The sequence below is a fragment of the Mesorhizobium sp. P2_D1 genome, from assembly GCF_056404455.1.
In genome coordinates this window covers 104,064-127,330 of record NZ_JBFUDZ010000011.1, presented here as the reverse complement: position 1 = coordinate 127,330, position 23,267 = coordinate 104,064, and the positions used below count along the sequence as shown (strand labels likewise).

The following is a 23,267-nucleotide window of genomic DNA, read 5'->3' as shown; positions in this document are numbered from 1 at the left end:
CAGACGGAAAACGCTGAACGCGTCGAACGACTCAAATCAGGAAACGCTTTGGAGCAGAGAATCAGAGAGTTGATTCACTGGCAAGTACTTACGATTCCGAGAGATTCACTTTCTGAGAAAATGGATACGAAAACCGCGCCGTTGAGTCTTTGCGGCAACGGTCGCGAGCCATTTTCGGCCCCATTGAAGTTCATGCATCACGTGAACTTCAACACCCGCTATAGAAGTTGCCCGAGAAACTCCTGCACGGCATGCCCCGGCCGGAAATTGCCGATGCGCTTGATTTCCCATTGCAGCCGGATGCCCGAATTTTCCAGCACCCGCGTTCGCACCGTCTCGCCGAGATATTCGAGGTCGTAGCCGGTCGCGGTTCCTGTGTTGATCATGAAGTTGCAATGCAGCGGCGACATCTGCGCACCGCCGATCATCAGGCCGCGGCAGCCCGCCTTGTCGATCTCCTTCCAGGCTGACGTGCCTTCGGGATTCTTGAAGGTCGAGCCGCCGGTCTTTTCGCGGATCGGCTGCACGGTCTCGCGATGGTTCTGCACCGCGTCCATCGCCGCCTTGATCGCGGTCTTGTCCTCGGCAAACCCCTCGAACAAAGCCGAGGTGAAGATCAGCCCGGAAGGTGCCGCCGAATGGCGGTAGGCGTAGCCCATGTCGGCATTACTAAGCGTTTGCACATTGCCCTTGCGGTCGAGCGCACGCACCTCGACGACGCGTTCGCACGTCTCGACGCTGTTGGCGCCGGCGTTCATCCGCAGCGCGCCGCCGATGGCGCCCGGAATGCCGTGATAGAAATGAAAGCCGCCAATGCCGGCTTCGAGCGCCACAGCGGCAACGCGCTTGTCGGGCGTGGCCGCGCCCGCCTTGATCGTGGTCGGCGAAACAATTTCCGCCTCACCAAACCCTTTAGCCGAAAGCCGGATGACAAAACCCGGAATGCCGCCGTCACGAACCAGAAGGTTCGAGCCGACGCCGACGACGGTCAGCGGTATTTCCTCGGGAACGGCTTTGAGGAAGGCGGCCAGGTCCTCCTCGTCGGCCGGCTGGAACAGCACTTCGGCCAGCCCCCCGGCGCGAAACCAGGTGATCTTGTCCATCTCGGCATTCGGCGTGAGGCGGCCACGCAGGCCGGCAAGCCGGTCGCCAAGTCTGTCGATCAGGGCCTGGCCATACATCATGAGACCGTCCCGCCAAGCTCCTTGGGCAACGCATAAGCCCATTGGGTGATGTTTCCGGCGCCGAGGAAGACGACGAAGTCGCCGGGCTTGGCCAGATCGCGGATGATCGGCGCGATTGCTGCCGGACCTTCGATGTAGCGTGCGTCGCGATGGCCGCCGGCGCGGATGCGCGACACCAGCGCATCCGAGGTCACGCCTTCGATCGGTTCTTCACCGGCCGCGTAGACCGGCGCCACCATCACCGTGTCGGCGTCGTTGAAACAGGTGGAAAACTCGTTGAACAGGTCGTGCAGCCGGGTGAAGCGATGCGGCTGGGCAATGGCGATGACGCGGCCCTTAGTGGCGCTGCGCGCCGCCTTCAGCACAGCCGAGATCTCGACCGGATGATGGCCGTAATCGTCGAACACATCGACGCCGTTCCATGAACCGGTATGGGTGAAGCGGCGTTTGACGCCGGCGAAGGACGACAGGCCCTTCTTGATCGCCTCGGCGGACAGGCCAAGTTCATGCGCGACAGCGATCGCCGCCGTCGCGTTGGAGACGTTGTGGCGACCGGGCATCGGTAGGCGCAGGCCGGCGATCGTCGTCTGGCCACCGCTCTTGCGGTTGCGGATCACCACGTCGAATTCCGAAATGGCACCCGCCATGCGGTGGTTGGTGAAGCGCACATCGGCCTGCGCGTTCTCGCCATAGGTGATGACGCGGCGGTCCTCGATGCGGCCGACCAGGGCCTGCACTTCCGGGTGATCGGTGCACATCACGCCGAAGCCGTAGAATGGCACGTTCTCGACGAACTGGCGGAACGCCTCGCGCACCTTGTCGAAGCTGCCATAGTGGTCGAGATGCTCGGGATCGATGTTGGTGACGACGGCAATCTCGGCCGGCAGCTTGAGGAAGGTGCCGTCGCTCTCATCGGCCTCGACCACCATCCATTCGCCATCGCCCATGCGCGCATTGGTGCCATAGGCATTGATGATGCCGCCATTGATGACCGTCGGATCGAGCCCACCGGCTTCGAGCAAGGTCGCCACCATCGAGGTCGTCGTCGTCTTGCCATGCGTGCCGCCAATCGCCACCGCCTGGCGAAAACGCATCAGCTCGGCCAGCATCTCGGCGCGGCGCACGATCGGCAGCAGCTTCTCGCGTGCGGCCTTCAGTTCGGGGTTTGTTTTCTTGATCGCCGTCGAGACGACGACAACCTCGGCATCGCCGAGATTTTCGGCCTGGTGGCCGACGAAGCATTCGATGCCCTTGTCGCGCAGCCGCTGCACATTGGCGCTGTCGGCCTGGTCGGACCCCTGCACCTTGTAGCCGAGATTGTGCAGCACTTCGGCGATGCCGCTCATGCCGATGCCGCCAATACCGATGAAATGCACAAGGCCGATGGTCTGCGGCATCTTCATGCGTGCGTCCCCTTCCTGAAGTCCGAAACGGTTTTTTGGGACGCAATAGCCTCTGTGAGATCGGCGAGCAACCGTGCCGCGTCGGGCCGGCCGGCCGATTTCGCTCCCGCCGCCATGGCCGCCAGCCGCTCGGGGCTGTCCATCAGCCCGCCGATGAGGGCCGCGATGCGCTCGGGCGAAAGCGAGGATTGCGGATGCACTTCGCCACCGCCGGCGGCGGCAAGGGCCGCCGCGTTCGCCGCCTGGTCGTGGTCGAGCGCATAGGGATATGGCACCAGCAGTGCCGGCCGGCCGATGACGGCGATTTCCGAAACGGTCGAGGCGCCGGAGCGCGACACCACCAGATGCGCCGCCGCTATGCGTTGCGCCATGTCGGTGAAGAAGGGCGAGACTTCGGCGGCGACGCCAAGTGCGGCATAGGCCGCCTTCACCCGCGCCACGTCATCGGCGCGCGCCTGCTGCGTGATCATCAACCGCTTGCGCTGCGCATCGGAAAGCAGCGCGACGGCCGCCGGCACTGCGTCCGAAAAGAACTGCGCACCCTGGCTGCCACCGAACACCAACAGCCTGAACGGCTGCTCCCCGGTCGATGCCGCATAAGGCGTCTTGGCCGCTTCCAGCACGGGAGGCCGGACCGGATTGCCTGTCGTCACCGTCTTGGCGCCGGCCGCACTGGCGTCCTGTGGCAGGAAGCCGCCGGCGATGGCGTCGACACGCCCGGCCAGCGCCCGGTTGGCGCGCCCCATCACTGCGTTCTGCTCATGGATCAGCGTCGGCACCTTGCGCCGTGTCGCCGCATAGAGCGGCGGCAAGGTCGGGTAGCCGCCAAAGCCGACCACCGCATCCGGCTTGATCCTGGCGATGACCGCGGAGGCCTGGCGCACGCCGCGCCAGATTTTCCAGAAGGCACCAAGCAGGGCGATGGGATTCTTCGAGCCCATTGTCGCCGACTGGATCGGATGGATAGCGGCCGCGGGGAAATGGGCCGCGAACCGCTCGGCGCGGTCGTCGGTGGCCAGATGCACCGTCCAGCCGCGCTCGTTCAGCTCATGCGCCAGCGCCTCGGCCGGAAACAGATGCCCGCCGGTTCCACCTGCCGCGAGAAGGATGACGCCTCTCGCCATATCACTCCGCCGGCAAGGCGCGTTGCGGCAGGGCAAAGCCCATCTGCTTGCGCTTTTCGGGCCGCTTGCGCGTCAGCGCCAGCACCATGCCCATCGAGATGGCGATGGCGATCTGAGAGGAGCCGCCATAGGAGATGAAAGGCAGCGTCATGCCCTTGGCCGGCACCAGCTGCAGGTTGACGCACATGTTGATGACGGCCTGCAGGCCGAACACCGTAACCAACCCGCCGACCGCATAGCGGGTGAAGTCGTCATGTTCCTTCAGCGCCGTGTTGAGGCCGCGCAGCACGATGAAGGCGAAGATCGACATGATGAAGAAGCACATGATCAACCCGAATTCCTCGCCGGCGACCGAAAAGACGAAGTCGGCATGGCTGTCCGGGATGACCCGCTTGACGGTGCCCTCGCCCGGCCCGACGCCGAACCAGCCGCCATTGATCAGCGCCTCGCGGCCCATGTCGACCTGGAACGTGTCGCCTTCGCCAGTGAGGAACTTGTCGATTCGCAAGGCGACGTGCGGAAACACCGAATAGGCGGCAAATACGCCACCGACGCCCGCACCACCTAGCGCGATGATCCACAGCCATGGCAGCCCGGCCATGAAGAACATCACACCCCAGGTGCCGGTCACCAGCATCGTTTGGCCGAGATCCGGCTGCGCCACCAGCAGCGAGACGACCAGCGCCAGCAGCAGCATGGCAAACAGATTGCCCGGGATGTCGGGCTGGCGCTTGTGCTCGGCAAACAGCCAGGCGCACATGATGACGAAGGCGGGCTTGAGGAATTCCGACGGCTGGATCGACAGGCCGGCCAGCGACACCCAGCGGCGCGCGCCCTTCACCTCGACGCCGATGTAGAGCACCGCCACCATCAGCACCAGCATCAGGCACAACATGATCAGCGCCATGCGCCGGATCTGCCTGGATTCAAGAAAGGACACCGCCAGCATCACGCCGAGCGCCGGCACGGTGAAGATGATCTGCCTGGTGGCGAAGTGGAAGCTGTCGAGGCCGATGCGTTCGGCCACCGCCGGGCTGGCGGCGAAGGACAGCACGATGCCGAGCCCCATCAGCGACAGGAACGCCGCCAGGAACCAGCGATCGATCGTCCACCACCAGGTCGCAACCGGACTTTTATCGAGACGGCTCTGCATTATCGTGCCCCTCCGATGGGTTTCACACCCTCGATAGCATTCGCAGCTTGCCTGAAGGCTTCGCCGCGGACTTCGAAATTCTTGAACTGGTCGAAACTGGCGCAGGCCGGCGACAACAGCACCACCACTTCGCTCGCATCGTCTTGAGCCGCATCATGCGCGGCATGTTCGACCGCAGCGGCCAGCGTACCCGATATTTCGTAGGGCACGGCCTCGCCCAGTGTCGCCGAAAAGGCGGGCGCCGCCTCGCCGATCAGATAGGCCTTGGCGATGCGCGGGAAGAAGCCGCGCAGCGGCTCGATGCCGCCCTCCTTGGGCAGGCCGCCGGCGATCCAGTAGATGCGCGGAAAGCTCGACAAAGCCGGTGCCGCCGCGTCGGCATTGGTCGCCTTGGAATCGTTGACGAACAGAACGTGATCCTTGCGGCCGACCTGCTCCATACGGTGCGCAAGGCCGGGAAAACTTTCCAGTCCGGATTGGATCTCGCCAAGGTCCAGCCCGACCTTGAGGCAAGCAGCGACCGCCGCCAACGCGTTTTGCGCATTGTGCTGGCCGCGCAGCGAGCCGATGCCTTCGAGGAAAGCGACGCGGCTGTAGCGGCCGTTCACCGCCTCCATCAGGTTGCCGCCGTCGGCGAAATAGCCGTCGGTCAGCGGCAGCCGCTTGGAAATACGGATGACATGCCGCCCCGCCCGCTCCAGCCGCTCGGCGATCTGAGCGCACCAGGAATCGTCGATGCCGATGATCGCAGTCTCGCTGCCGGCCACCAGCCGTTCCTTGATCGAGGCGTAGTGCTGCATGGTGCCGTGCCGATCGAGATGGTCCGGCGTCAAATTGAGCAGGATGCCGGCCGTCGGGTTGATCGAGGGCGCGAGATCGATCTGGTACGACGAGCATTCGACGACATAATGCCGATTGGGCTCGGGCGGATCGAGCGTCATCACCGCGCGGCCGATATTGCCGCCCATCTGGGTGTCGCGTCCCGCCGCTTTGAGGATATGCGCGGTCAATGCGGTCGTCGTCGACTTGCCGTTGGTGCCGGTGATGGCGATGAACGGCGCTGCCGGCGCGGCTAGCATCCGTTCGCGGCAGAAAAGCTCGATGTCGCCAATGATCTCGACGCCGGCACCACGCGCCAGTTCCACCGTCCAATGCGGCTTGGGATGCGTCAGCGGCACGCCCGGCGACAGCACGAAAGCCGAGAACTTCGCCCAGTCGGCGCCGCGCAAATCGCTGGTTGCGATGCCGTCCGCCGCCGCCTTGGCAACGCTGTCGGGGTTGTCGTCCCAGGCCAACACGTCCGCCCCGCCGGCGATCAGCGCGCGCGCCGTCGCGATCCCCGAGCCACCGAGCCCGAAGAGCGAAACGCGCTTGCCTGCGAAGGATACGGCGGGGATCAAGCGGCCTCCTATCTCAGCTTCAGGGTGGACAGGCCGACCAGCGCCAGGATGACGGCGATGATCCAGAATCGGATCACCACCTGGCTTTCGGTCCAGCCGAGCTTTTCGAAATGATGGTGGATCGGCGCCATCAGGAACACCCGCTTGCCGGTCATCTTGAAGTAGCCGACCTGGATGATGACCGACAGGATTTCGACGACAAACAATCCGCCGACGATGACCAGCACGATCTCGTGCTTGGTGGCGACTGCAACCGTGCCGATCAGGCCGCCCATGGCCAGCGAGCCGGTGTCGCCCATGAAGATCGCCGCCGGCGGCGCGTTGAACCAGAGGAAGCCGAGGCCGGCGCCGATGACCGCGCCGAGCACGACCGCCAGTTCGCCGGTGCCGGGCACGAAATGGATCTGCAAGTATTCTGCGAACACGGCGTTGCCGGACAGATAGGCGATGACGCCGAAGGACGCCGCCGCGATCATGATGGGCACAATCGCCAGCCCGTCGAGGCCGTCGGTCAGGTTCACCGCATTACCGGCGCCGACGATGACGAAGCAGGAGAACGGGATGAAGAACCAGCCAAGATTGATGATGAATTCCTTGGCGAAGGGGAATGTCAGCGACGACGAGAACGGCGCCTGGCCGTTGTGCATGATCACCCAGGCGGCGATGCCGGCAATGACGAATTCAAGCGCCAGCCGTGCCTTGCCGGAAAAGCCGAGATGCGACTGTTTGGTCACCTTCAGATAGTCGTCATAGAAGCCGATCGAGCCGAAGCCCAGCGTCACCAGCAGCACCACCCAGACATAGATGCTCGACAGGTTCGCCCATAGCAGCGACGACCCGATGATGCCCGACAGGATCATCAGCCCACCCATGGTCGGGGTACCGGCCTTCTTGAAATGCGTCTGCGGCCCGTCGGCGCGGATCGGCTGGCCCTTGCCTTGCCGCAACCGCAGCGAATTGATGATGGTCGGTCCGAAGATGAAGACGATGAGTGCCGAGGTGATCAGCGCTCCGCCGGTGCGGAAGGTGATGTAGCGGAAGACATTGAAGACCGAGATCTTGTCCGCAAAATCGACGAGCAGTGTGAACATGCGCTTATCGTCCCCCGACCTAGGTCTGTTTGCTTGTCGTTTGAGCCGGGAACTTGCCCAGCAGCGCATCGACCAGTTTTGCAAAACCGATGCCCTTCGACGATTTGATCATGACCACGTCGCCCGGCTTCAGCGCGGCAAGCAGCACCGGCTTCAGTTCCTCGACGCCGGCGCGGTATTCCGTCTTGATTTCGCCTGGCAGCCTCTCGGCCAGCGCCCGCATTTCCGGCCCGCCGAGAAAGACTGTCTGCGTTCCGGTGCCGACGATGAGATCGGCAAGGGCGGCATGCAGCTTGGCCGAATGGTCGCCGAGTTCCAGCATATCGCCTAGCACGGCGATGCGGCGGCCCTCGCCTGTCACCGGCGTCGCATTGAGCAGCGCCATGGCGGCGCCCATGGACGCCGGGTTGGCGTTGTAACTCTCGTCGATCAGCGTGATCGGCCCGCCGGGGTGGCGTAGCACATGGCGCTTGCCACGGCCGCGCTCGGCCGAAAGATCGGCCAGCGCCAGCGCCGCTCTGTCGAGATCGGCGCCGACCAGATGCGCCGCACCCAGCACCGCCAGCACGTTCTGCACCATGTGGCGGCCGGGCGCACCGACCCGGGCCGTCACCTCGTGGCCGCCGATCCTGGCGGTGATGTCGGAATGGTCGGCATGGAGCTCGCATTTGACCAGCCTGAAGGTCGAGCGCGCATTCTCGCCGAAGCCGTACACGTGCTCGACTCCGGCGGCATGCGCCATCTTGTCCAGAAGCTTCCAGCGCCCATCGTCGCGATTGAGGACGGCTGCGCCGTCAGGCTCCAGGCCTTCGAATATCTCGGCCTTGGCCCTGGCGATCTCATCGAGATTGCGGAAGAAGCCAAGATGCGCCGCCGCGATCATGGTGACGATGGCGACATGCGGCCTCACCAATTTGACCAGTGGCCGGATTTCGTCGGGATGGTTCATGCCGATTTCGAACACGGCATAGTCGCAATCGACCGGCATCCGCGCCAGCGTCAGCGGCACCCCCCAGTGATTGTTGAAGGACTGCGCCGAGGCATGCACCTTGCCGACCGCCGACAGCAGGTGGCGCAGCGCTTCCTTTGTGGTGGTCTTGCCGGCCGAGCCGGTCACTGCGATGATCTTGGCCTCGGAACGAGCGCGCGCAGCGACACCAAGCTTCTCAAGTGCCACCAGCACGTCTTCGACGACGATGATCGGTGCCGTCAGCCGACCGAGCGACGGCAGCTTGCCTTCCGCCACCACCAGCACGCCGGCGCCGGCCTTGATGGCGGCAGTGGCGAAGTCATGACCGTCCATCACCTCGCCCTTGATGGCGAAGAAGGCGTCGCCCGGTTGCAGGCTGCGGCTGTCGATAGAAATACCGGATATGCCTTCCGGCATCGGCCCGAGCGGCCGCCCGTCCATGCCGGCAACCAGCGCCTCGGAGGTCCACAGCAAGCTCATGCGGCACGCTCCCGCAGCGCCGCGCGGACTTCCTCATGATCTGAGAAATGCAGCGTTTCGGTGCCGATCGTCTGGCCTTCCTCGTGGCCCTTGCCGGCCACGATCAGCGTGTCGCCGGCATGCAGCATGGCTACCGCCTCGTGGATCGCCTGGCGCCGGTCACCGATTTCGATGGCGTCTGGCGCGGCGGCAAGAATAGCGGCGCGGATTGTTTCCGGCACTTCCGAGCGCGGATTGTCGTCGGTGACGATGACGACATCGGCGAGCCGCGTCGCGATCTCGCCCATGATCGGCCGCTTGCCGCGGTCGCGGTCGCCACCGCAGCCGAACACCACGATGACGCGACCGGTGGTGAACGGGCGCACCGAGGCCAGCACGTTTTCCAGCGCATCGGGCTTGTGAGCGTAGTCGACATAGACCGGCGCGCCGTTGGTGGTGGTGCCGACAAGGTCGAGCCGGCCCGGCGCGCCCTTCAGTTTCTCCAATGCCAGCAAGGCTTTGGCGACAGGTGTTCCAGTGGAAATGGCAAGCCCCGCCGAAACCAGCGCGTTCGATATCTGAAAATCGCCGGCGAGCGGCAGGTCGACCTCGTGGAGCACGCCGCCGGCCTCGACCTCGGCGCGCTGGCGATGGCGCTCGTGCTCGACCCGCTTCAGCTTGAGGAAATCGCCGTGGCGGCCAACCGTCAGCACGTCGAGCCCGGCAGCCTGCGCCGCCTGGATCGTCGGCGCCGACCACGGATCGTCGGCGAAAATGACGGCCGGTGCGCCTTTCGGCAGCAACGTGTCGAACAGGCGCAATTTGGCGCGGTGGTAGTCCTCGACGGTCGGATGATAGTCCATGTGGTCGCGGCCGAGATTGGTAAAGCCGCCCGCCGCCAGCTTGACGCCGTCGAGGCGGCGCTGGTCGAGCCCGTGGCTGGAGGCTTCCATCGAGGCGTGGGTGACGCCGGCATCCGCCAATTCCTTGAGCAGCTGGTGCAAGGCGACCGGATCGGGTGTCGTCAGCGAGCCATAGTCGTTGCGACCTGGCGCCACCACGCCGGTGGTGCCGATCGAAGCGGCGGCATAGCCGGCCTGCTCCCAGATCTGCCTGGTGAAGGCGGCGACCGACGTCTTGCCGCTGGTGCCGGTCACCGYGACCATGGTCTCAGGCTGCTTGCCGAAATAGCGGGCCGCGCTCAGCGCCAGCGCCAGGCGCGGATCATCGACCGCCAGCACTGGAACCGGCAACCCGGCGATGGCGCTGCCTGCGACGATTGCGGCGGCGCCACGCCGGGCAGCGTCGGCGGCATAGGTGGCGCCATCCGCCTTGGTACCGGCGAGCGCGAAGAAGACGGCGCCGGGCTTTACCTGGCGGGAATCCGACGAAATCCCGGTAACCTCCAGATCGGCGGAAGCTGTTCCTTCGACTGGCAGGATACCGGCTAGATCTCTGAGCTTCATCGAGTCCCGTTCACCACAACAAAATAGCGCGCAGTTGCCGGCGCGCCCTAAGAATCACTGATAGGAAACCAGCGTTGCACCATTTTCATGGCTGAAATCTGGCTTCACGCCAAGCATGGCCGCTGAACGCTTGATGATATTGCCGGCGATAACCCCTGCATTCGCGGCCGCGACGTCCGTCATGCCGGGCTTTTCCGGGTGCGGGGCGTCGGCAATCGTGAACACGAGGTATTGCGGATCGTCCATCGGGAAGGCGGCAACGAAGGTATTGAAATTCAATTCCTTCGAGTAGCGGCCATTGATGACCTTCTCGGCCGTTCCAGTCTTGCCGCCAACGCGGTAGCCGGGGACCCGGGCGTTTCTGGCCGAGCCCTTCTCGGCGTTGAGCGTATAGAGATAGCGCATGCCATCGACCGTCTTTTCGCTGACCACTTTCTTGGCCATCGCCATGGCTTCTGCCTGCGTGCGGACCAGGAAGGTAGGGTTCATCAGATAGCCGCCATTCATCAGCGCCGCGCAGCCGACAGCCGCTTGCAGCGGCGTCGTCGATACGCCATGGCCGAAGGCGATGGTGAACGAATTGACCTGTTTCCAGATCTTCGGTTCAGTCGGGCGGGCGACTTCCGGCAGTTCGGTCTGCATCTTGTCCAAAATTCCAAGGCGATGCAGGAATTCGCGGTGCCCCTCGATGCCGACCATCTCGGCCTCCCTGGCCGACCCGATGTTGGACGAATAGAGGAACACCTCCGGCAATGACAGCACACGGTTCTTGCCGTGGAAATCGTGAATGGCCTGATGGCCAACCCGGATTGGATGCGAAGCGTCGAAGCGGCTCGCCATCGTCGCCTTGCCGGAATCGAGCGCCATGGCCGAGGTGAAACTCTTGAAGGTCGAGCCCATCTCATAGAGCCCCGCCGACATCCGATTCAGGCGGTCCTTCTCCTGTGCATTATAAGGATTGTTCGGATCGAAATCCGGCACCGAGGCCATTGCCACCACTTCGCCGGTCTTGACGTTGAGCACAACGGCGCCAGCGCCCATGGCGCGATAGCGTTCCAGGCCGGCGGCGATCTCGTCGCGCACCACATGCTGGACGCGCAGATCGATCGAAAGCCTCACCGGCTTCAGATCCTTGGCCACCGCCAGGCCCGATGCCTGCAAGTCGCTCAAGCCCTGCTCGTCGACATATTTCTCCATACCGGAGATGCCCTGGTTGTCGATGTTGGTGAGCCCGACAACGTAGGACGAGGTCTCGCCGCTCGGATAGAAACGGCGCTTTTCGGTGCGGAAGCCGAAGCCGGGAATGCCGAGCTGCATGATGTCGGACTGCTGCTTGGGCGTCAGCTGCCGCTGCAGCCAGACGAAGCCGGCGCCGCTTTTGAGCTTGTGGTAGGTCTGCTCGTAGTCGATCTCGGGCAGCACCGTCGACAGCTTCTCGATCGCCTCGTCGGCGTCGACGATGCGCCGCGGTTCGGCGAACAGCGACGCCGTCTTGATGTCCGTCGCCAGCACTTCGCCGTTGCGATCGACAATGTCGGGCCGCGATGCCGTCACCCGGCTCTGCGGGCCGCCCGACATGTCGGGGGTCTGGAAGCCGAGATAGACCAGCCGCCCGGAAATGGTCGCGAAGATGCCGAAGAACACCGCCATCGTCATCACGATGCGCGTCCTGCCCTTGCCGCCGGTCGCCTTGCGGGCGCCCTCGACCACGATCGATCCGCCTTCACCGGCCTTGGTGCTGCGCTTCAGCAGTTTGCCGATCATTGGGCGATGCCTCCGGTCACAACGGGATCCTTGCCGTCCGGGGACGCCTTGTCGGAATTGTCGGCCATGCCGCCCTCGCGTCCTTTGAGGATGTCCTGAATGTCCAAGGCTTTGGCCGGCAGGTCGCCGATGCCGACGATCTGGCGGGCGCTGACCGGCTGGAGTTCGAGCTGCGACTTGTAGAGGTCGGCCAGCTTCTGCAGCCGCGACGGCTGGGTGAGCAGGCTCCAGTCGGCCTTGAGCAGGTCGATCGTGTCCTCCTCATAGCGGATCTGCTCATGGATCTTCTGCACCGCTGCCAATTGTTCCTCGGCCTCGCGCTTGGTCTTGTAGGTAAGGGCCGCCGCCGAAACCATGACGGCGATCAGGACGATGTCGCTGGTACGAAACACGTGCTTACCTCTCTCCCGGCCGGTCGATGCCGGGAAGTTTTGGAAGGCCGAAGATCGAAAAGTCGCTGTTGCGGGCCGGTGCCTCGGTGCGGATGGCCGCGCGAAGCCGGGCCGAACGGGCGCGCGGATTGACCGCGACCTCGGCATCGCCGGCAGTCACGCCGCCGCCCGCCTTGCGGAAGGTCGCGGTGCGCGCCTGCGCCTCTGGCATATGGCGCGAGCCGGTCACGGCGTCGGCGCGATCGGCGATGAAGCGCTTGACGATGCGGTCTTCCAGCGAATGGAACGTCACCACGGCGAGCCGCCCGCCCGGCTTCAGCGCGCGTTCGGCGGCCAACAAGGCCTTCGCCAGTTCGCCAAGCTCGTCATTGACGAAGATGCGCAACGCCTGGAAGACGCGCGTGGCCGGATGGATCTTGTCCTTTGGTGCGCGGCCGACATGTGTCTCGATGGCGTCGGCCAGTTCCAGCGTGCGCTCGAATGGCCGCTTTTCGCGGCGAGCCTCGATCATGCGGGCAATACGGCCGGCGTGACGCTCCTCGCCGAGGAAGCCGAAGATGCGCGCGAGATCGCCCGGCTTGAAGGAATTGACGACATCGGCGGCGCTAAGGCCCGCTTGCGCCATGCGCATGTCGAGCGGCCCATCGGCGCGGAACGAGAACCCGCGTTCGGCCTGGTCGAGCTGCATCGACGACACACCGATGTCGAGCACGACGCCGTCGGCGCTCTCGACATGCTCGTCCAGCGTCGAGAATGGCGCCTGCACCAACCTCAATCGGCCGCCGGATTGCGCCTCGAGATCGCGCCCGGCGGCGATGGCATCCGGATCGCGGTCGATCGCCACGACGGAAGCGCCCGTCGCCAGAATGGCCTTGGTGTAGCCGCCGGCGCCGAACGTGCCGTCGACGATGATGTCGCCCTCCGCCGGCGCCAGCGCTTCGAGCACTTCGCCAAGGAGGACCGGAATGTGGCGGGCCGATCCGCCAACGGCGTGAGGGTCATCGCCGTGGCCTACCGTCATTCCGGTCGCTCCCCAGGCTTCGTCCCCTGCCGAAGCTGCAAAAGCCGGGCCCGCGCCTGCGCCCCATAGGCAGCTAGCCGTCCCGGTTCCCAGATCTGAAAGAAATTGCCGCGCCCGACAAAGGCCACCTCCGCCGAAATGCCGGTATGCTCGCGAATGAAATCGCTCATCGTGATACGGCCGTCCTGGTCGAGCTTCAGGAAGGTACCATCGCCATGGCAGAAGAACGACATGTCGTCCGCCGTCTGCAGGAAGGGATCTTCGAGTGCGATGCGCTCTTCGTAGCGGTCGAGCAGGTCGAGCCCGCCAACATCCATCGCCGGCTGGTCGAGACAGCGCAACCCATAGAGTTCCGAGTAGCCGCGCTTCTGCACGACGGCACGGAAATGCGCCGGAACGGAAACTCGCCCCTTCGCATCGATCCTGCTCACCGTGTTTGACAGAAACCGGTCCATTGAACGTCACAGCCGCTTGCGCCGCCGCACCCCTCTCCATCTTGCCGCACGCGCCGCCGCAGCGCGCTCCCTGCCCCGTATCAGCCTCGTCCATAAGGGCAAAAACCGGCAAMCGCGCAGCCGCCGCGGCTGCCCGATTGGCGTACGCTTTACCCTGACGCGGAACGAAGGCTTGARTATCGAAATGGGATATCATGGGGCACTATGGGCGTCAACGGGAATGGCTTCACAAACACGCGCGTCGCGACCAATGAGAGCAGCCTTGACGGCACGTCTCGTCTTTATGGTCCATTAAGCCTAACGAAGCGTTTAGACCCGCCTGGCCCAACCGGACGCGCCTTGCCGCAAGCCACCGCCCGGCATAGCGTCTCGCCGCATCTCGTCGGTCACCAAGAGGGTCTGAGAATCGATGTCTGAAACAGCGAACGTACGCGCTGCGGCACTTCCCCATCTGCGCGACAGGGGGTTCGCCAAGGGTGATCCGATCCCGCTGCCGCTGACCATGGCCGCGATCTATCACACCCCCGGCGACGCCAACGGTTTCGATGAGTATGGCCGCTTCAGCAACCCGACCTGGGATGCGGTCGAGCACATGCTGGCGCATCTGGAAGGTGCGCCCAGCGTCGCCTTTCCGTCCGGGATGGCTGCGATCTGTTCGGTGTTTTTCGGCCTGCTTAAAGCCGGCGACCGTATCCTGCTGCCTGCGGACGGCTACCACACGACAAGGGCCCTGGCCGACCGCTTCCTGAAGCCGTTTGGCGTCACCTACGATATGAGGCCGACTTCGACCTTCCTCGACGGTGGCTTTGAAGGTTACCGCCTTGCCTTCGTCGAAACCCCAGCCAACCCGGGACTGGACATCTGCGATATCGCGGCCGTTGCAAAAGCCGCTCACATGGCCGGTGCGCTCCTTGCCGTCGACAACACGACGATGACGCCCTTCGGACAGCGCCCGCTCGACCATGGCGCTGATATAGTCGTTGCCGCCGACACCAAGGCACCCAATGGCCATTCCGACGTTCTGTTCGGCCATGTCGCCAGCCGCAATGCCGATATCATCGCCGCCGTGACCGGCTGGCGAGAAATCTCCGGCAGCATTCCCGGGCCGTTCGAGGCATGGCTGGTGCATCGCGGCCTCGAAACGCTGGATGTGCGCTTCGACCGCATGTGCTCTTCGGCGGAAGTGATCGCACGGCGGCTGAAGAGCCACCCGGCAATCAGCGGCCTGCGTTTTCCCGGACTGGAGAGCGACCCTTCGCACAACCTTGCCTGCGCCCAGATGGAGCGCTTCGGCTTTCTCATCTCTTTCGAGCTCGCCTCTGAAGACAAGGCCGAGGATTTCATCAACAACTGCGAACTGATGCAGGCCGCAACATCCTTTGGCGGCGTCCATAGCTCCGCCGAACGTCGATCAAAGAGAGGCGATGCGGTAGCCGCCGGCTTCGTTCGCCTCTCGGTCGGCTGTGAGCCGGTGGAAGAACTCTGGAAGGCGATCGAGACGTCGCTGGACAAGATCAGCGGCTGACCGGGGCGACGATCATGAACCGAGGTCGTCGGCTTCGATCTTGCGTTTGCCGTGCAGCACGCGGATGATTTCGATCGCGTCGTCACCGACCCGGTACAGAGTGAGGTAGTCGCCCACGACCAGATGACGGATGCCGGGCGAGATATCGTCGCGCGGCGCGCCTGAGAAAGGATAGGTAGCCAGTTGCTGCCACCGTGCCTCGATGCGATCGAGTAACCGGTCGGCTGCAACCTCGCTATCGTGTGCAATATGAAGCCAGATTGCGATCAGGTCGTCTTCCGTGCGTGCGTTCCGAACGATGGGCAGCAAATTCATGCTGCGTCGTCAGATCGCAAGCGTCTCCGCGCCTCAGCCTTGATTTCATCCATCGATGCAAATCGTCCCGGCCCGCTGTCGATCCCCTCCTGGACCAGCTTGCGCAACTCCTCGACCGTGTAGCCATGCAGATCGCGCCGGTCCTTCCATTGCCGGAGCGCATCGCGGATCACCTCGCTCGCCGATGCGTATTCGCCGGCCGCGACCACATCGTCCACCACCTGCGCCAGTTCCGGCGACAGCGTGATGCTGCGTTTATCGACCTGTCCCATGATAGGCTCCTGATGCCATTCGCTGGCGCATGGTACGATTTAATCGCACCAGCTTCAAGCAGCCGGTAGGCTCCCCGCTTTCGAGGGTCAGTAGCTGAATAGCTTGAATCGGCAGACGCGCCCGAGGGCGCAACCTGCTGATCTCAAAGACTTCTTTTCGATGTCGTGGAGAGAATTGCCAGCTGGCCTGTAAGCCGGGTTCTGTATGGCCCTCGCCCCTTGCGAGGCGAGAACGTGGCGGCCATTCATCTTGGGCGCATGTTGCCATGCGCCTCACGCAACCTACCCGGACGGTGAGCCGGAAACAGCCCTCGAGGGTTTCCCCTCGCACCGCCCCTATTCGGTCTTGCTCCCGGTGGGGTTTACCGTGCCGCTCCTGTTGCCAGTCGCGCGGTGGGCTCTTACCCCACCCTTTCACCCTTGCCACGATTAGATCGTGGCGGTTTGCTTTCTGTGGCACTTTCCCTGGGGTCGCCCCCGCCGGCCATTAACCGGCACCGTGTTTCCATGGAGCCCGGACTTTCCTCACCCGCGGCCTTTCGGCTGTTGCGGGTGCGGCCGCCCGGCCAGCTGGCAAGGCGTATAAAGGGGTTCACGCTCGAAAACGCAAACGAAAAAGCCGGCCGCTCCGGCCGGCTCCACGCAACCAGTCGGCTAAAGCGCCGCCATCTGCACCTTGACCTTGCTGCAATAGGCGGCCGACACCGGGTTCATCCGCGTTGCGGCGTGGCCGGCGTTATATTTCAGGATCGTGCCGCAGGTGGTGCCGCCGCCGAGGTCCTGCGCCATGGCGAGGTACTTCATGCCGTATTTGATGTTGGTGTCGGGGTCGAAGAGGCCCTTTGCCGAACCGTTGTAGCCCATCATCCGCGCCGTCGCCGGCTTGATCTGCATCAGGCCGATCTCGCCGGCGCTGCCGACCATGTTCGGCCGGTAGTTGCTCTCGATGCTGATGACTGCATGAGCGAGCGATACCGGTACGCCGTAGCTCGCGGCATAGCGCGCGACGATCGCCGAATACTGACCGCCGCCGGCCACTGCTGCCGTCGACGCAGCCGCGTTCCTGAGGCCGATCGACGCCGTTGTCGCCATGTCCAAGGTCTTGCGGCCGCGCTTCGTCTGCCTCTTGGCGGATTTCTTCGGCTTGGCAAAACTTGCCTTTTCCATTTTCACGGGAGACCGCTTCGTGGCCTTGGCGTCTTGGCCTGCCTTGCTGGGTTTTGCGGATACCGTGACGAGCCCTTGATCAGCCCGAGGGCTGGCATTCGCGGCACCGAAGGCAAAAGTCATTACGCCGGCAGCAACAGCTGCCGTTAAAACGGTCAATTTCTGCATGTGATCCTGTTCTGTCTGAACCGCGTGAAGGTGTTCACGCAGCAACGCTTAATCAATATCGGAACATCCGGGGGGCTGGGGGTCCGACAACTTGCACGCCAGCCGTTTGAAGCTCGAATTGGTGCCAAACAAGGCCAGGCAAGTCACTTTGAGTGACAGCTTGTAACTTGAGGACTGGAATGATCACCTTGGGAACGGCTTTCCCCGAGGTCAAGACCTTACGGAGGCAAGCAGCCTTTGCAGCGTCCGGAGTGTCGAGCCATCGGCAACGCCATCCACCCTGCGTGGCCGGAAATGCCGCTGAAACGCTTCGACGACGATCTCCGTCTGCCGGTCGAAAATGCCTGATATCTCGACGCCATAGCCATAGAGCGCCAGCATCGACTGCAACGCCTCGACATCGGCGCCGGTGTCTCCGGTCTCTAGCACGGCCCCTCGCCTGATGGGTGCGGCCGCGACGAGATGGCCGACGCCGGCCGCAAACAGCGTCCGCCATGGAAACTTCTCGCCCGGATCGATCTTGCGCCCCGGCGCCACGTCGGAATGCGCCAGCACCCGTTCGGCGGCAATCGAGTGCCGACCTGCGATCCCGGCGCACAGGCCGATCACCGCATCGATCTGCCGCCTGGGAAAACTGGCATAGCCCAGCGAATGTCCCGGATTGACGATCTCGATGCCTATCGAACAGGAATTGATGTCGGCGCGTCCGAACCACGAGCTCTGGCCGGCGTGCCAGGCGCGATCGCTTTCCCTGACCATCTGCACGATGTCGCCATTCTCATGCACAAGATAGTGCGACGAGACCTCGCTGGCCGGATCGCACAGCCACGCCTCGGCGCCAGCACCAGTCGCCATTCCAGTGTAATGCAGCACGATCATGTCGGGCCTGAGCGTGTCGCGCCGCGGACCGAAATTCGGCGATACCCTGACCTCGGCGCTAGGCTCGTCGGGCAGGAAGCCGCTCATGCGTGCCGCAGGCCCCGCTCGATCATCTCATAGGCGGCGTTGATCGCCGCCACCCGGGTCGTTGCGATCTTGATGAACTCCTGCGGCAGGCCGCGCGCGATCAGCCGGTCCGGATGATTGTCGGAGACCAGCTTGCGATAACGCTTCCTGACCTCTTCGAACGGTTTGCCGCGTTCGATGCCGAGCACAACATAGGGATCACCGGCGCCGAGATTGACGTGCCGCGCCATGATGCTCTCGTAATGGGCCTCGTCGATGCGGAAAATCTCGGCGATACGATGCAGGAAGTGGCCTTCGCGCTCATGCACCAGCCCATCGGCCTTGGCGATGTGGAACAGACCGTCGAGTATGTCTTCCAGCATCACGCAGTTGGAATGGCCCGAGCCGCACAGTTGCGCCATCCGCTCGGCATAGGTTTCGAAACCGGCGACGTCGCGCTGGGCGAGATCGAACAGCCGCGCCACATTGCGCGTCTCCTTCGGTGGCACTTCGAATATTTCCTGGAACGCGCGCACCTCGTCCTGGGTCACGATGCCATCGGCCTTGGCCATCTTGGCCGACAGCGCGATCATCGCCACCGAGAAAGCGACACGCCGGCGCAGGTCAGCGTCGCCGGAAAAAACCGTCCGCACGGCCTCCACAACGTCGGCGACGCCGGACGAGGTTGAGGATGAAACGCGCGTGATGAACTCGCCAAGGCGATCCCAAATCGACATGGCCTGCTTCTTAGGGCCACGGCCCCTTGCTATCAAGCCGGGACAGTGCCGCAGCCTTGGCGCAACCGGTCGCTGTGACGCCGAGGGGATAGTAACGGGCCGCAGACAATATGAGAAAGGCCAGCGCGCAGCCGGCCTTCCTCAATCATCACACGAGTACTGCTTTGTTGACTACTGCGCGGGCGCAGGAGCAGGTGTTGCCGGAGCCGGCTCGGCAGGCTTCTCGGGTGTGATGCTCTTTGTGGTCGAGTTATCGGTTGCCGGAGGCGTTGCGGCCGGCGGCGTGGCTTCCGGCGTCGCCGGCTTCATCGGCTGCTCGGCGGCCGGCGGATTGGTGCTCTGGGTGGTGGTGTTGTCCGTGCCGCTGTCGCTACAGGCAGCAACGCCGAACAACGCCAAAGCGGAAACGGACGCAAGAATGAGCTTTTTCATAACATCTCTCCTTCACTACACGTTCACGTTGCGGTGAACGGTCGAAGGGGAAATGCATTAGACGGCCATGAGTTTCGTAACGTTGCGTTTCCATATGTAACATCATCTGGCCCGTTTGCGATTGCCGGCCAGTCAACGGCGAACTAACAGGATGTGTTGAACAAATCGAACTGAAACTGCCGGGAGCTGCCATGACCGCGACGTGGGATTTCTGGATCGATCGCGGCGGTACCTTCACCGACGTCATCGGCCGCGACCCGCATGGCGGGCTGCATCCGCGCAAGCTTCTCTCCGAAAATCCCGAAGCCTATGCCGATGCCGCCATCCAGGGCATTCGCGACCTTCTCGGCCTGTCCTCCGGCGCGATCCCCCCCGGCCTGATCGGTGACATCAAGATGGGCACCACCGTTGCCACCAACGCCCTTCTGGAGCGCAAGGGCGACCGGGTGCTGCTGCTCATCACCAAGGGCTTTCGCGACGCGCTGAAGATCGCCTACCAGGCGCGGCCGGACATCTTCGCCAAGGAGATCATCCTTCCCGAACAACTCTATGAGCGCGTGATCGAGATCAACGAGCGCGTGCGCGCCGATGGCAGCATCGAACGGCTGCTCGACATCGCCGCTTGCCGGCCCGCGATCGAGCAGGCGAAAGCCGATGGCATCGACGCCGTCGCCATCGTCTTCATGCATGCCTGGAAATATCCCGACCACGAGAAGGCGGTGGCAAAGGTCTGCCGAAAGCTCGGCTTCGGCCAGGTTTCCGTCAGCCATGAGGTGTCGCCGCTGATCAAGCTGGTCGGCCGCGGCGACACCGCCGTGGTCGACGCCTATCTGTCGCCGATCCTGTCGAGATATGTGCAGAAGGTGGCGGGGGAATTGGGCGCGGCGCCCGGCCAATCTCCCCACCTCATGTTCATGATGTCCTCTGGCGGCCTGACCGCCGCCGACATGTTCCAGGGCAAGGACGCGCTGCTATCCGGGCCAGCGGGCGGCGTTGTCGGCATGGTCGAGACGGCGAAGCTTGCCGGCTTCGGCAAGGTCATCGGTTTCGACATGGGCGGCACCTCCACTGATGTCGCCCACTATGACGGCGAGTATGAGCGTGCCTTCGACACCGAGGTCGCCGGCGTGCGCATCCGCGCGCCGATGATGCGCATCCACACTGTCGCCGCCGGCGGCGGCTCGGTCCTCCACTACGAGGCCGGCCGTTTCCGCGCCGGACCCGATTCCGCCGGCGCCAATCCCGGCCCGGCCGCCTATCGACGCGGCGGGCCGCTGGCCGTCACCGATGCCAATGTCATGCTGGGAAAGCTGCAGCCCGATTTCTTTCCGAAGATCTTTGGTCCCGCCCAGGACCAGCCGCTCGACGTCGAAACGGTGCGCGAAAAATTCACCGCACTGGCCGCCGAAATCGGCGATGGCCGCACGCCGGAAGCTGTCGCCGAAGGGTTCGTCACCATCGCCGTGGAAAACATGGCCAATGCCATCAAGAAGATTTCCGTCCAGCGCGGCTACGACGTCACCGAATATCTGCTCAATTGCTTCGGTGGCGCCGGCGGCCAGCATGCTTGCCTGGTTGCCGACGCGCTCGGCATGGAAGCGGTGCTGATCCATCCCTTTTCCGGCCTACTGTCGGCCTATGGCATTGGCCTGTCCTCGGTTTTTGCCTCGCGCCAGCAGGCGCTGCTGAAGCCGCTGGTGGAAGAGTCCAGAACCGAGATCGGCAACCTGATTGCCGCCTTGAGAAAAGCCGTCTTCGCCGAATTCGCCGTGCAGGGCATCGCCGAAGACATGGTTGCCGCTAAGCCGGTGCTTCACATTCGATATGACGGCACCGACACGACACTGCCGGTGAATTTCGAGGAATACTCGATCTTCAAGGCCAAGCGCGATTTCGAAATTGCCCACAAGGCGCAGTTCGGTTTCGTCTATGACAACAAGCCGATGATCGTCGAGACCGTCGGCGTCGAGGGGACCGATACCGGTGGCACGGGACGCGACGAAAGCGATTCCGCGCTCGAAGACATCGCCGCAAGTCCTTTGGAAGTACGAAAAATCTTCTCCGACGGCATCTGGCGCGACGCCGGCATCATTCGCCGCGAAGGGCTCAAGCCCGGGCATAGAATTGCCGGCCCTGCGCTGATCATCGAGCCAAACCAGACCATCGTCGTCGAGCCGGGCTGGCAGGCCGAGATCACCGCCAAGAACCATGTGCTGTTACGCCGCGTCGAGGAGAAGCAGCGGCAGGCAGCGCTCGGCACCGAGGCCGATCCGGTGATGCTGGAAGTCTTCAACAATCTGTTCATGTCGATCGCCGAGCAGATGGGCGTGACGCTGCAGAACACCGCCTATTCCGTCAACATCAAGGAGCGGCTGGATTTCTCCTGCGCCGTCTTCGACCGCAACGGCGCGCTGGTCGCCAATGCACCGCACATGCCGGTGCATCTAGGCTCCATGGATCGTTCGGTCGAAACCATCATCCGATTGAATTCCGGCGACATCCACCCCGGCGACGTCTTTGCCCTCAACGCCCCCTACAATGGCGGCACCCATCTGCCCGATATCACCGTGGTGACGCCGGTTTTCGACGACGCTCGGCAGAAAATCCTCTTTTGGGCCGCCTCGCGTGGCCACCACGCCGACATCGGCGGCACGGCGCCCGGCTCGATGACGCCGCTCGCCACCACGGTCGACGAGGAAGGCGTGCTGTTCGACAATTTCCGCATTGTCGATCGCGGCCGCTTCCGCGAGAACGAACTGGAAACGCTGCTTACCGACCACCGCTGGCCGGCCCGAAATCCGCACCAGAATATCGCCGACCTCAAGGCGCAAATCGCCGCCAACGAGAAAGGCGTCGCGGAACTGCGCAAGATGGTCGCGCATTTCGGCCTCGATGTCGTCGAAGCCTATATGGGCCATGTCCAGGACAATGCCGCCGAGAGCGTGCGTCGTGTGCTGGAGCGGCTGCCGGACGCTTCCGACTGTGAATATCCGACCGATACCGGCCAGCTCATCAAGGTGAAGATCACGGTGGATCGGCAACGGCGCGAGGCGACTGTCGACTTCACCGGCACGTCGCCGGTCATGAAAAACAATTTCAATGCGCCCGAGCCGGTTGCCCGCGCGGCGGTCCTTTATGCCTTCCGCGTCATGGTCGAAGACATGATCCCGATGAATGCAGGCTGTTTGCGGCCAATCAACATCATCATTCCCGACGGCTGCATGCTCAAACCCGCCTACCCTGCCGCCGTCGTCGCCGGCAATGTCGAGACCTCGCAGCACGTCACCAATGCGCTGTTCGGCGCCATGGGCGCCATGGCCAATGCGCAAGGCACCATGAACAACCTGACCTTCGGCAACAAGCAGCATCAGTATTACGAGACGATCTGTTCCGGCTCGCCCGCCGGCCGAATGAACTCCGGCCGCGGCTTCGCCGGCACGTCCGGCGTCCATACCCACATGACCAATTCGCGCCTCACCGACCCGGAGGTGCTGGAGTTGCGCTTTCCCGTGCTGCTCGAGGATTTCCACATTCGGGAAGGTTCCGGCGGCAAGGGCAGATGGAGCGCCGGCGACGGCACCAAGCGCACCATCCGTTTCCTCGAGAAGATGGAATGCGCGATCCTGTCCTCGCATCGCAACCGCCCGCCGCAAGGCTTGGACGGTGGCGGCGACGGCGAAGTCGGCTCGACCAAGGTCCGCCGCAAGGACGGCGCGATCGACCTGTTGAAAGCCTGCGACCAGACCGTGCTTCAGGCGGGTGACGCCGTCATCCTGACGACACCGACGCCGGGCGGGTTTGGYAAGGCCTGAAGCTACGTCAAC

The 23,267-nt window shown here is 63.7% G+C and carries 20 protein-coding genes and 1 other RNA gene; 2 read left to right on the top strand and 19 right to left on the bottom strand.

Going from position 1 to position 23,267, the window contains the following annotated elements; all coding sequences use genetic code 11:
- Nucleotides 1–218: 218 nt before the first annotated feature.
- The 12 genes from murB to mraZ are packed head-to-tail and all read right to left on the bottom strand — an operon-like array spanning nt 219 to nt 13,882.
- A complete protein-coding gene (murB, locus tag AC1D0I_RS11365; RefSeq protein ID WP_477395124.1) occupies nt 219–1,184 on the bottom strand; it encodes a UDP-N-acetylmuramate dehydrogenase in 966 nt (321 codons plus the stop codon).
- Entirely contained in the window at nt 1,181–2,587 is a 1,407-nt protein-coding gene (murC, locus tag AC1D0I_RS11360; protein WP_457150337.1) for a UDP-N-acetylmuramate--L-alanine ligase, read from the bottom strand. The genes murB and murC overlap by 4 nt, the downstream gene beginning before the upstream one ends.
- Nucleotides 2,584–3,711, bottom strand: a complete 1,128-nt coding sequence (murG, locus tag AC1D0I_RS11355; protein ID WP_477395122.1) for an undecaprenyldiphospho-muramoylpentapeptide beta-N-acetylglucosaminyltransferase — start codon at nt 3,709–3,711, stop codon at nt 2,584–2,586. Before murG ends, murC begins: the two co-directional genes overlap by 4 nt.
- Before the next feature lies 1 nt (nt 3,712).
- Nucleotides 3,713–4,864: a putative lipid II flippase FtsW gene (gene ftsW / locus AC1D0I_RS11350; RefSeq protein WP_095086935.1), complete on the bottom strand. Its 1,152-nt coding sequence runs from the start codon at nt 4,862–4,864 to the stop codon at nt 3,713–3,715.
- Nucleotides 4,864–6,264, bottom strand: coding sequence for a UDP-N-acetylmuramoyl-L-alanine--D-glutamate ligase (gene murD, locus AC1D0I_RS11345; RefSeq protein ID WP_477395120.1), 1,401 nt, complete (start codon nt 6,262–6,264; stop codon nt 4,864–4,866). Before murD ends, ftsW begins: the two co-directional genes overlap by 1 nt.
- An 8-nt stretch (nt 6,265–6,272) precedes the next feature.
- Nucleotides 6,273–7,355, bottom strand: a complete 1,083-nt coding sequence (mraY, locus tag AC1D0I_RS11340; protein ID WP_023765130.1) for a phospho-N-acetylmuramoyl-pentapeptide-transferase — start codon at nt 7,353–7,355, stop codon at nt 6,273–6,275.
- Between the two features lie 19 nt (nt 7,356–7,374).
- Nucleotides 7,375–8,805, bottom strand: a complete 1,431-nt coding sequence (locus AC1D0I_RS11335) for a UDP-N-acetylmuramoylalanyl-D-glutamyl-2,6-diaminopimelate--D-alanyl-D-alanine ligase (protein ID WP_477395118.1) — start codon at nt 8,803–8,805, stop codon at nt 7,375–7,377.
- Nucleotides 8,802–10,250 carry a UDP-N-acetylmuramoyl-L-alanyl-D-glutamate--2,6-diaminopimelate ligase gene (locus AC1D0I_RS11330; RefSeq protein WP_477395116.1) on the bottom strand — a complete coding sequence of 483 codons (1,449 nt, stop codon included), beginning with the start codon at nt 10,248–10,250 and terminating at the stop codon, nt 8,802–8,804. Before AC1D0I_RS11330 ends, AC1D0I_RS11335 begins: the two co-directional genes overlap by 4 nt.
- 54 nt (nt 10,251–10,304) lie before the next feature.
- Nucleotides 10,305–12,014: a peptidoglycan D,D-transpeptidase FtsI family protein gene (locus tag AC1D0I_RS11325; protein ID WP_095086920.1), complete on the bottom strand. Its 1,710-nt coding sequence runs from the start codon at nt 12,012–12,014 to the stop codon at nt 10,305–10,307.
- Nucleotides 12,011–12,406: a cell division protein FtsL gene (gene ftsL, locus AC1D0I_RS11320; RefSeq protein ID WP_095086918.1), complete on the bottom strand. Its 396-nt coding sequence runs from the start codon at nt 12,404–12,406 to the stop codon at nt 12,011–12,013. The genes AC1D0I_RS11325 and ftsL overlap by 4 nt, the downstream gene beginning before the upstream one ends.
- Before the next feature lie 4 nt (nt 12,407–12,410).
- Nucleotides 12,411–13,427: a 16S rRNA (cytosine(1402)-N(4))-methyltransferase RsmH gene (gene rsmH / locus AC1D0I_RS11315; RefSeq protein ID WP_477395114.1), complete on the bottom strand. Its 1,017-nt coding sequence runs from the start codon at nt 13,425–13,427 to the stop codon at nt 12,411–12,413.
- The gene (gene mraZ / locus AC1D0I_RS11310; protein ID WP_477395112.1) at nt 13,424–13,882 is read right to left on the bottom strand and encodes a division/cell wall cluster transcriptional repressor MraZ; all 459 of its coding nucleotides are present in this window, start codon (nt 13,880–13,882) and stop codon (nt 13,424–13,426) included. The genes rsmH and mraZ overlap by 4 nt, the downstream gene beginning before the upstream one ends.
- 409 nt (nt 13,883–14,291) lie before the next feature.
- Here mraZ and AC1D0I_RS11305 point away from each other — a divergent pair, with 409 nt between their 5' ends.
- The gene (locus AC1D0I_RS11305; protein ID WP_477395110.1) at nt 14,292–15,407 is read left to right on the top strand and encodes a cystathionine gamma-lyase; all 1,116 of its coding nucleotides are present in this window, start codon (nt 14,292–14,294) and stop codon (nt 15,405–15,407) included.
- A 12-nt stretch (nt 15,408–15,419) separates the two neighbouring features.
- Here the strand turns inward: AC1D0I_RS11305 and AC1D0I_RS11300 are convergent, their stop codons facing one another.
- From AC1D0I_RS11300 to AC1D0I_RS11270, 7 genes are all read right to left on the bottom strand, one after another.
- Nucleotides 15,420–15,722 (bottom strand): type II toxin-antitoxin system RelE/ParE family toxin, encoded by a 303-nt coding sequence (locus tag AC1D0I_RS11300; RefSeq protein ID WP_477395108.1) that lies wholly within the window; start codon nt 15,720–15,722, stop codon nt 15,420–15,422.
- The gene (locus AC1D0I_RS11295) at nt 15,719–15,994 is read right to left on the bottom strand and encodes a type II toxin-antitoxin system ParD family antitoxin (protein ID WP_477395106.1); all 276 of its coding nucleotides are present in this window, start codon (nt 15,992–15,994) and stop codon (nt 15,719–15,721) included. Before AC1D0I_RS11295 ends, AC1D0I_RS11300 begins: the two co-directional genes overlap by 4 nt.
- A 174-nt stretch (nt 15,995–16,168) precedes the next feature.
- Nucleotides 16,169–16,568, bottom strand: an RNA gene (gene rnpB / locus AC1D0I_RS11290) — RNase P RNA component class A.
- A gap of 80 nt (nt 16,569–16,648) precedes the next feature.
- Complete coding sequence (locus AC1D0I_RS11285; protein WP_477395104.1) at nt 16,649–17,329, bottom strand: lytic transglycosylase domain-containing protein; 681 nt, start codon at nt 17,327–17,329, stop codon at nt 16,649–16,651.
- A gap of 210 nt (nt 17,330–17,539) precedes the next feature.
- Entirely contained in the window at nt 17,540–18,295 is a 756-nt protein-coding gene (locus AC1D0I_RS11280) for an N-acetylmuramoyl-L-alanine amidase (RefSeq protein ID WP_477395102.1), read from the bottom strand.
- Nucleotides 18,292–19,011 carry a TerB family tellurite resistance protein gene (locus AC1D0I_RS11275; RefSeq protein WP_477302015.1) on the bottom strand — a complete coding sequence of 240 codons (720 nt, stop codon included), beginning with the start codon at nt 19,009–19,011 and terminating at the stop codon, nt 18,292–18,294. Before AC1D0I_RS11275 ends, AC1D0I_RS11280 begins: the two co-directional genes overlap by 4 nt.
- A gap of 171 nt (nt 19,012–19,182) precedes the next feature.
- Entirely contained in the window at nt 19,183–19,443 is a 261-nt protein-coding gene (locus AC1D0I_RS11270; protein WP_477395100.1) for a hypothetical protein, read from the bottom strand.
- Nucleotides 19,444–19,634: 191 nt separating this feature from the next.
- Between AC1D0I_RS11270 and AC1D0I_RS11265 the strand changes: the two genes are divergently transcribed.
- Nucleotides 19,635–23,255, top strand: a complete 3,621-nt coding sequence (locus AC1D0I_RS11265; RefSeq protein WP_477395098.1) for a hydantoinase B/oxoprolinase family protein — start codon at nt 19,635–19,637, stop codon at nt 23,253–23,255.
- Nucleotides 23,256–23,267: the final 12 nt, after the last annotated feature.

Coding starts and splice junctions, on each gene's coding strand:
- murC (WP_457150337.1), bottom strand. CDS start 2,587: ATGAAGATGCCGCAGACCATCGGCCTTGTGCATTTCATCGGTATTGGC.
- AC1D0I_RS11295 (WP_477395106.1), bottom strand. CDS start 15,994: ATGGGACAGGTCGATAAACGCAGCATCACGCTGTCGCCGGAACTGGCG.
- AC1D0I_RS11280 (WP_477395102.1), bottom strand. CDS start 18,295: ATGAGCGGCTTCCTGCCCGACGAGCCTAGCGCCGAGGTCAGGGTATCG.
- mraY (WP_023765130.1), bottom strand. CDS start 7,355: ATGTTCACACTGCTCGTCGATTTTGCGGACAAGATCTCGGTCTTCAAT.
- ftsW (WP_095086935.1), bottom strand. CDS start 4,864: ATGCAGAGCCGTCTCGATAAAAGTCCGGTTGCGACCTGGTGGTGGACG.
- rsmH (WP_477395114.1), bottom strand. CDS start 13,427: ATGACGGTAGGCCACGGCGATGACCCTCACGCCGTTGGCGGATCGGCC.
- AC1D0I_RS11275 (WP_477302015.1), bottom strand. CDS start 19,011: ATGTCGATTTGGGATCGCCTTGGCGAGTTCATCACGCGCGTTTCATCC.
- murB (WP_477395124.1), bottom strand. CDS start 1,184: ATGATGTATGGCCAGGCCCTGATCGACAGACTTGGCGACCGGCTTGCC.
- AC1D0I_RS11270 (WP_477395100.1), bottom strand. CDS start 19,443: ATGAAAAAGCTCATTCTTGCGTCCGTTTCCGCTTTGGCGTTGTTCGGC.
- AC1D0I_RS11285 (WP_477395104.1), bottom strand. CDS start 17,329: ATGCAGAAATTGACCGTTTTAACGGCAGCTGTTGCTGCCGGCGTAATG.
- murG (WP_477395122.1), bottom strand. CDS start 3,711: ATGGCGAGAGGCGTCATCCTTCTCGCGGCAGGTGGAACCGGCGGGCAT.
- AC1D0I_RS11300 (WP_477395108.1), bottom strand. CDS start 15,722: ATGAATTTGCTGCCCATCGTTCGGAACGCACGCACGGAAGACGACCTG.
- AC1D0I_RS11325 (WP_095086920.1), bottom strand. CDS start 12,014: ATGATCGGCAAACTGCTGAAGCGCAGCACCAAGGCCGGTGAAGGCGGA.
- mraZ (WP_477395112.1), bottom strand. CDS start 13,882: ATGGACCGGTTTCTGTCAAACACGGTGAGCAGGATCGATGCGAAGGGG.
- AC1D0I_RS11305 (WP_477395110.1), top strand. CDS start 14,292: ATGTCTGAAACAGCGAACGTACGCGCTGCGGCACTTCCCCATCTGCGC.
- AC1D0I_RS11335 (WP_477395118.1), bottom strand. CDS start 8,805: ATGAGCTTGCTGTGGACCTCCGAGGCGCTGGTTGCCGGCATGGACGGG.